This window comes from Streptomyces sp. MBT65 (genome assembly GCF_016612545.1).
Classification (GTDB): Bacteria; Actinomycetota; Actinomycetes; order Streptomycetales; family Streptomycetaceae; genus Streptomyces.
Window position 1 is genome coordinate 1 of sequence record NZ_JAENRY010000353.1, and the last position, 7,899, is coordinate 7,899.

A 7,899-nucleotide genomic window follows, 5' to 3' on the forward strand; every position below is an offset into this window, starting at 1 on the left:
TGGCCGCCCCACCCGCCGCCACCGACTATCCGCACCTGCCCGCGCGACAACTCGTCGGCTGGGGCGGCCAGGTCCCCTACAACCCGTACCCTCACAACCCCGGCCTCGGCACCACCCCGCCCTACGGCCCGGGCCCCTACCCGGAGCCCCAGGCACCGCGCCGCAACGGCCGCTCCACCGCACTGCTCGTCGCCGTCGCGCTCGTCGTCGCGCTGGGCGCCGGCGGCTCGGTGTACGCGCTGATGAAGGACGGCGGCGACGGCGGCCGCAAGGCGAGCGGTGCGGGCGGCCGGGCCACCGGCGCCGCGCCCACGACCCCGGGTCCGACCACCGGGCAGCCGTCGCCGACCAACTCGCCGTCCCCTTCCGCCACTTCGTCCGGCGACGGCGCCGTACCGAGCGGCTATCTCGGCACCTGGAACGCGTCCATCGACAACGCCACGGGCCACAACACCCGTCAACTCACCATCCGGCAGGGCAAGGTGGGATCCCCGGTGCTGACCCTGGTCGCGGACGGCCCCGGCTATCACTGCGAGTTCACCGCCGACCTCGCCCAAGCACCGGGCGGGGACGGCCCGTTGGCGATCGGCGCCTCCACCGTCACCTCCGGGAAGCCGCTGTCGTCCTGCAACCCGGGCTCCGCCACCGAGATCACCCTGCTGTCGTCCACCACCCTGGAGCGCGTGAGCACCAGCAACGGGGAGAAGCTGACGTACACCAAGGCGGGCTGACCTCTCTCCACCCCAACTCCCTTCACCTCAGGGCCAGTTGTACGTCACCCGAACTTCGGCCGGCACCCCCCGCCTGTTCCGGTGCCCCCCGTACCGTGACCCCACGATCCGACTGGGGAGCGGGGGCCCGCAGTGGAGTGGCTGAGCGCGGAGAACGTCATCGCCGTGGGTACCGCACTGCTCGGTATCGTCGCGTCCGGCGTGATGGTCTGGTACGAACGCCGGGTGCCGCGCCGCAAGCGCATCGGCTACCGCGTCCAGATGGACAACCCCATCGGCGACGACGTCCGTTCGGGCCGCGCCAACCGCCGCCTCGGCCTCTTCGACGAGGCCCCCGGCATGTCCGACGCCACCCTCGTCCTGCTGCGCATCGAGAACGACGGCTCGCAGAGCATCGCCGACAACGACTACACCGGGCGCGAACTCCACGGCCTCACCGCGCTGTTCACCGACCGCACGATCCGCGGCGTCTCGGTCACCCAGCCGGTCGGCACCGACCATCTGATGGACCACTTCACCCCGGCGGCCGGCCTCGGCTACGACGGCAACACCCTGCGCATCCCGCGCGTCCCGCTCAACCGAGGCGACCACTTCAAACTGCTCGTGCTGCTCTCCGGCGGCGACGTCGGCTGCCCGATCCGGCTCATCGGCGGCATCCGCGACGGCGAGGTCCACCCCAACCGCAGCGCGACCCCGGACGAGACCCTGCCCCTGTTCAGCCGCGCCTCCCGGATGATCACCATCATGCTCACGCTGTGCGTGGTGACCCTGGCGGCGATCATCGTGGTCCGCGACGACGACCCGCCCCCGATCGGCTGCGCCCGCGGCACCCTCACCGTCACCGGTTCGACCGCCTTCGCGCCGGTGGTGGAGGAGGTCGCGAAGAAGTACGAGCAGGACTGCGAGGGCGCGAAGGTCGTCGTCGACCCGCACGGATCGACCGCGGGCGTACGGGAGTTGGAGGCCGCCGGGCTCGCCTCGACGAAGGGCTCACCGGCCGTCGTAGCCCTGTCGGACGGTCCCAAGCCGAGCGACATGCCGCAGTTGCGCGAGAACCGGATCGCGATGTCGGTGTTCGCGATCGTCGTCAACGACGACGTCCGTCTGAAGAACCTGTCCACCGCGGACGTACGGCGCCTGTACCGGGGCGAGATCACCAACTGGCGGCAGCTCGGGGGGCCGAATCTCGCCGTGCACCTGGTCAGCCGGGACGCCAACTCCGGGACGCGGCAGGTGTTCCAGCGGCGGGTGCTGAAGCGCGGCGAGATCGCCAATTCCTCTGTTGACTGCGTTCACAAGGACGACCCGACCGCACCCGTCATCCGCTGTGAACTCGACTCCACGGACCAGGTGTTGACCCAGGTCGCGCAGCTCAAGGGCGCGATCGGCTACAGCGAACTCACCCTCGCGTCCAGTGCCAAGGGCCTGCACACCCTCGAACTCGACGGCCACCCGCCCTCCGTGGACGCCATCGAACACGGGACGAGCGCGTACCCGTACCGTGAGATCGAGTACGCCTACACCTACGGCCAGCCCCCGGCCGACTCCCTGGCGTCGAGCTTCCTGACGTATCTCTCGCGGGGCAACGGCCAGGACGTGATCCGGACCCACGGCCACATCCCGTGCTGGACCCCGGAGGGCCTGAAGCTCTGCGCATGACCCCGCAGCCCACCTCACCTCACCGGGGCTCGGGCGGCCGCTGCCGAGGCATGTTGGGCCGGCTCCCACCGCCACCCGGTCCCCCCGGCCCCGGCGGCATCGGGAACCTGCCCTGCACGACGGTCCCCTCCTGCCGCCCGCCGGGAACCGGCGCCGACTGGATGCCCAGCGGCCCCGCCCCGGTCCGGAACTCCACCATCCAGTCGGCCGTCTCCACCCGCACCAGTTCCGTCACGTCCTCCGAGAAGCGCCGCAGCACCCCCAGACACCGGTCCGCGGCCTCGCTCGCGGTGCCCTCCGCCGGGCCCAGGAACTCCCGGACGCCCTCCGCCGCCCAGTCGAACTGGAGTGCCTGGAGCCGTCGCTGCACGGCCTGTGCGGTGGCCACGTCCCGCATCCACCCGGACGTCATCCCGAAGAAGCGGTCCCCGGCCACGCACGCCGCCCCCAGCAGCAGGGCCAGATAGCCCCAGTCGGCCAGCCCGCCCGCCACCCCGGTCAGGTCCAGCAGCGGCAGCGCGGCCCCCGCCAGCGCGCCCAGCGCGGCGCCCGCGCGCAGTGCCCGCGCCCCGCGCCGCTTCCACACCCGGTCGGTGAGATACCGGTCCGCCGTATCCAGCGCCCCGCGCTCGACCCACCGGTACAGCTCGTCCAGCCGGGCCGTCGGCTCGCCCCAGTCCCCGAGCGGAAACGTCCGCCCGGCCACATCGCCGCCTTCGGGCTGAATCTCCGGCTGACCCACCCGGCACTCCCTTACGTCGTGTGACACCTGATGCTGATGTGCCGGATCCTTCCTACCGCCCAATGGGTGGCGAAGGATCTGGTTTCACCTCTTTTCCGCCCGGAAGTGGGTCTTGATCAGGTATAGGACACGGTGAAGACTCACTCGAAAGAGTGCTGAAGCGATGACTGCCCGGAGCACGTAGGCTCGTGCCGAGCGGGCGGAACCGCGCCTGCACAGCCGTACGAAACCAGGAGCTGATCGTGATTCCCGGTGGTGGCCAGCCCAATATGCAGCAGCTGCTCCAGCAGGCCCAGAAGATGCAGCAGGACCTGGCGAACGCGCAGGAGGAACTGGCGCGGACCGAGGTCGACGGACAGGCGGGCGGCGGGCTGGTGAAGGCCACCGTGACCGGCGCCGGCGAGCTGCGCGCGCTGAAGATCGACCCGAAGGCGGTCGACCCCGACGACACCGAGACCCTCGCGGACCTCATCGTCGCGGCCGTCCAGGCGGCCAACGAGAACGCGCAGACCCTCCAGCAGCAGAAGCTCGGCCCGCTGGCGCAGGGACTGGGCGGCGGCGGCAGCGGTATCCCGGGTCTGCCTTTCTAAGACAGGCCGCAGCCAACTACGGTACGTACGTGTCACGCGTACCGCATGACTCCACGGAAGGGCAGGCAGTCCGTTGTACGAAGGCGTGGTCCAGGACCTCATCGACGAGTTGGGGCGGCTCCCCGGCGTCGGTCCCAAGAGCGCGCAGCGGATCGCCTTCCACATCCTCCAGGCGGAGCCGACGGACGTACGACGGCTCGCGCAGTGCCTGATGGAGGTCAAGGCGAAGGTCCGCTTCTGCGCGACCTGTGGAAACGTCGCGCAGGAAGAGCTGTGCGGGATCTGCCGCGACCCGCGCCGCGACCTCTCGGTGATCTGCGTGGTCGAGGAGCCGAAGGACGTCGTGGCGGTCGAACGCACCCGTGAGTTCCGGGGCAAGTACCACGTCCTGGGCGGCGCGATCAGCCCGATCGAAGGTGTCGGACCCGACGACCTGCGTATACGAGAACTTCTCGCGCGGTTGGCCGACGGTACGGTCACGGAACTGATCCTTGCCACGGACCCCAATCTGGAAGGCGAGGCCACGGCCACGTACCTCGCCCGCATGATCAAGCCCATGGGCCTCAAGGTCACCCGCCTGGCCAGCGGCCTCCCGGTGGGCGGCGACCTGGAATACGCGGACGAGGTGACCCTCGGCCGCGCCTTCGAGGGGAGACGACTCCTAGATGTCTGACGCCACGCTGCATGCCACCGATCCGGACCCGGACGACTTCGCGGTCCAGATCGCGGACCAGGTCGAGAGCTTCCTGGTGGCCGTGTTCGAGGTAGCGAAGGGCGAGGACCCGGACTCCGCGGTCCCCTTCCTCCTCCTTGAGGTGTCCCAACTCCTCCTGGCGGGCGGCCGCTTGGGCGCGCACGAGGACATCCTCCCGGACGAGCGCTACGAGCCCGACCTGGGCCCGGAGCCGGACGTGGACGAGATCCGCGAGCGCTTCGCGGTGATGCTGGAGCCGATCGACGTGTACTCGGAGGTCTTCGACCCCTACGATCCGCGCACGGCCCCGGTACCGGCCCGGATCTCCGACGACCTCGCCGACATCATCACCGACCTCCGCCACGGCATGGCCCACTACCGCGCCGGCCGCACCACGGAGGCCCTGTGGTGGTGGCAGTTCTCCTATTTCTCCAACTGGGGCTCCACCGCCTCGGCCACCCTCCGCGCCCTCCAGTCCCTGGTCGCCCACGTCCGCCTCAACCAGCCCCTCCCGGAGTTGGACGGCCTGGACACGGACGTGAGCATGGGCGACGAGACGCTGGAGTTCGAGGCGGGGCGGGTGATGGCGGAGGAACTGGGCGAGCCGCTGGGGATCAGGCCGGTGAAGTAGGGCCTTTAGGGATTTTCCACGGAATGTTGTGGGGCGCGGCGAGTACGCTGCGCCCCACAGTGCGTGTACGGGGATGTGCGTGTACGGGGACGAGGGGGACGCCCGATGGCGGACGAGGCGTGGGCGGGGTTGGCCGAGGCGATCGGGGCGATCCGGGCGGAGCTTCAGCGGGCGGCGCGGGACGGAGCGGGGGAGGAGATCCAGTTCCGTACGGGCCCGGTGGAGATCGAGTTCGCCGTGGACGTGAAGAAGGACGGCGAGGCACGGGCGAAGGTCTTGGTGCTCCCGTTCGGCGCGGAGGCGAAGGCGTCCCGGTCGAAGGGCACGACGAGCCGCGTGAAGCTCACGCTCCAGCCGGTCGACGCCGAGGGCGCGGATCTGCGTATCGCGGACGACTCGGGGGAACGCCCCAAGTAACGGGGAGCACGGGGGTGTTGGCCTGTGGCTGTGGACGTGCGGCGGGTCGTGGAGATCTGGAATCCGGTCGGGAAGTGTTCGGGAACCGGCTATCTGGTCGCGGACGACATCGTCCTGACGGCCCTTCACAATGTGCTGGGCTGTGGGGTCTTGGAGGTCAGGGGTCTCGACGGCGACTCCAAATGGCGTGCGGCGGAAGTGTTGTGGCCGCTGACGGAGCCACTGCCTGATCTGGAGCGGGAGCCTCAGGCGGACGGGGCATTGGTCAGGATCACGGATGCCGGATGGGTCCCGCCGGAGGGAGCTGACCCCGTCCGCTGGGGCCGGATCGACGCCGGCCCGGTCGTCCCGGACGAGGGACGGCTTGCGTGCGTCGCGGTCGGCTTCCCCAAGTCCGAGGTACGGGACGGCATCCGGGACACGAAGGAGATCCGCGGCCACATCGAGAGGCTGACCGGGCTCAAGTCCGGTGGACTGATCACGGCGTACGTCGACCAGGTCGCCGTGCCCGGCGTCTGGGCGGGCGCGTCCGGGGCGGCGCTCTTCGCGCGGGGGCGGCTCATCGGGGTCGTGACGACCGATCGGCGGCGGGATTACGACGGGGATCAGCTGACGGCGGTGTCGGTGGTGGAGTTGGCTGCGCGGCCCGGGTTCGTGGCGGCGGTGGGGGAGTTGGTGCCGGAGGACGTTGCGGCTACGGCTGCTGATCGCGAGGGCGCGCGGCGTACGGCAACCGTGTACGACGTCGAAGTCCCGCCGGGCGTCAACAACTTGCCGGAGCTGCCCTCGCCGATTTTTGTCGGCAGGGTGGAGGTGATGGCGGAGCTGGAGCGGGCGCTTTCGGGGGAGTCCCAGACGATTACGCAGACGGTGCACGGGCTTGGGGGTGTCGGGAAGACGACTCTTGCCCTGCACTACGCGCATGATCATGCGGGGGCGTATCGGCTGGTGTGGTGGATTCGCTCGGACACGCCTGAGCTGATCGAGGCGGGATTCGCGGCGCTGACTGTGCGGCTGCGGGGTGAGGAGGCGTCCGACCTCACGACTACGCAGGCCGCTGAGTGGGCTGTTGGGTGGTTGCAGACGCATCCTGGGTGGCTCCTGGTTTTCGACAACGCGGAGAAGCCGAGGGATGTGCATGCCTGGACGGGTCAACTACGGGCTTCCGGACGTCACTTGATCACGAGCCGGTACAAGCGGGGTTGGGTGTGCGACCCGATCTCGTTGCAGGTGCTGGACCAGGAGGCTTCGTTGGCCCTCTTGGCGGGTCTCGTTGGGGGCGGTGAGGAAGACGAGGCTCGTGCGCTGGCGGAGGAACTCGGTCATCTGCCGCTCGCTCTGGAACAGGCCGGCGCCTTCATCGCGCAGCGAGAGGTCTCGATCGCGGCGTACCGGGCCATGCTGGAGCGGTATCCGGCGCGTGCGGCGGCTGCGGCACCGGGCGGTTTTGACCCTGCGCGGACGGTCGCGCGGATCTGGCGTATCACGCTGGACGTGCTTGAGGAGCAGGATCCCAGGGCGGTCGAGATCTTGCGGATCGCGGCGTGGTACGCCCCGACAGACATTCCGCGATCTCTGTTCGAGCCGCTCGCAGAGGATCCAATCGACCTCGCCCAGCTCCTGGGTCTGTTGGCCGACTACAACATGATCACGCTCGACCGGGCAGGGGTCGGCATTCACCGTCTGGTCCAGATGGTGGCCCGCACGCCGTCGGAGGACGATCCGCATCGTGATCAGGCGCGCATCCTGGCTGCGCGTGACCGGGCCACGGAGCTGATGCTTGGTGAGCTTCCGGAGGATCCCAGCGGAAACGTTGCGGGCTGGCCGACTTGGAGAGCCTTGCTTCCCCACGTCGAAGCCATCCTTGATGCGTTCGAACCGGGCGAGGACACGGCTGAGATTGGATCGATCCTCACTCTGACGGGACAGTTTCTCCAGGAGCAAGGGCAGTTGAGTCAGGCAACCGACTGCTTGAGTCGCTCTCTGGTAGCAGCTACTCGGCTCTTCCGTGAGGACGACCCGAGAACGCTGGCTTCGCGGAACAACCTGGCTTACGCGTATGAGCAGTCGGGGGATGTGATGCGGGCGATCCCGCTGTACGAGCGGACGGCGGAGGACTATGCGCGGGTGTTGGGTGAGGATCACCCGAGCACGCTGACTTCGCGGAACAACCTGGCTGGCGCGTATGAGACGTCGGGTGATGTGGTGCGGGCGATCCGGTTGTACGAGCGGGTGTTGGAGGATCGTGTGCGGGTGTTGGGTGAGGATCACCCGGACACGCTGGCTTCGCGGAACAACCTGGCTTACGCGTATCGGGTGTCGGGTGATGTGGTGCGGGCGATCCGGTTGGGCGAGCGGGTGTTGGAGGATCGTGTGCGGGTGTTGGGTGAGGATCACCCGGACACGCTGGTTTCGCGGAACAACCTGGCTTACGC

7 protein-coding genes and 1 pseudogene are annotated in these 7,899 nt (G+C 69.3%); 7 read left to right on the plus strand and 1 reads right to left on the minus strand.

Translation table 11 applies throughout. From position 1 onward, the window contains the following. A pseudogene (locus tag JHN63_RS44050) lies at positions 1-731 on the plus strand (serine/threonine protein kinase); the annotation flags it as partial. Positions 732-863: 132 nt separating this feature from the next. Further along, positions 864-2,390, plus strand: a complete 1,527-nt coding sequence (locus JHN63_RS44055; protein WP_200690757.1) for a substrate-binding domain-containing protein — start codon at positions 864-866, stop codon at positions 2,388-2,390. A gap of 19 nt (positions 2,391-2,409) precedes the next feature. Here JHN63_RS44055 and JHN63_RS44060 read toward each other — a convergent pair whose 3' ends face one another. Next, positions 2,410-3,132 carry an SLATT domain-containing protein gene (locus JHN63_RS44060; RefSeq protein WP_200690758.1) on the minus strand — a complete coding sequence of 241 codons (723 nt, stop codon included), beginning with the start codon at positions 3,130-3,132 and terminating at the stop codon, positions 2,410-2,412. Between the two features lie 242 nt (positions 3,133-3,374). Between JHN63_RS44060 and JHN63_RS44065 the strand changes: the two genes are divergently transcribed. From JHN63_RS44065 to fxsT, 5 genes are all read left to right on the plus strand, one after another. Further along, entirely contained in the window at positions 3,375-3,722 is a 348-nt protein-coding gene (locus tag JHN63_RS44065; protein ID WP_200690759.1) for a YbaB/EbfC family nucleoid-associated protein, read from the plus strand. A 73-nt stretch (positions 3,723-3,795) separates the two neighbouring features. Continuing rightward, complete coding sequence (recR, locus tag JHN63_RS44070) at positions 3,796-4,395, plus strand: recombination mediator RecR (protein ID WP_019070339.1); 600 nt, start codon at positions 3,796-3,798, stop codon at positions 4,393-4,395. Beyond that, a complete protein-coding gene (locus JHN63_RS44075; RefSeq protein WP_200690760.1) occupies positions 4,388-5,047 on the plus strand; it encodes a DUF5063 domain-containing protein in 660 nt (219 codons plus the stop codon). The genes recR and JHN63_RS44075 overlap by 8 nt, the downstream gene beginning before the upstream one ends. A gap of 105 nt (positions 5,048-5,152) precedes the next feature. Next, complete coding sequence (locus JHN63_RS44080; protein WP_200690761.1) at positions 5,153-5,464, plus strand: trypco2 family protein; 312 nt, start codon at positions 5,153-5,155, stop codon at positions 5,462-5,464. A 24-nt stretch (positions 5,465-5,488) separates the two neighbouring features. After that, positions 5,489-7,899, plus strand: a 2,411-nt coding sequence (fxsT, locus tag JHN63_RS44085) for an FxSxx-COOH system tetratricopeptide repeat protein (protein ID WP_200690762.1), incomplete at its 3' end; no start/stop codon positions are given.

Bases quoted from the DNA above. Each gene is read 5' to 3' on its own strand.
- JHN63_RS44075 (WP_200690760.1), top strand. From the start codon at position 4,388: ATGTCTGACGCCACGCTGCATGCCACCGATCCGGACCCGGACGACTTC.
- JHN63_RS44080 (WP_200690761.1), top strand. From the start codon at position 5,153: ATGGCGGACGAGGCGTGGGCGGGGTTGGCCGAGGCGATCGGGGCGATC.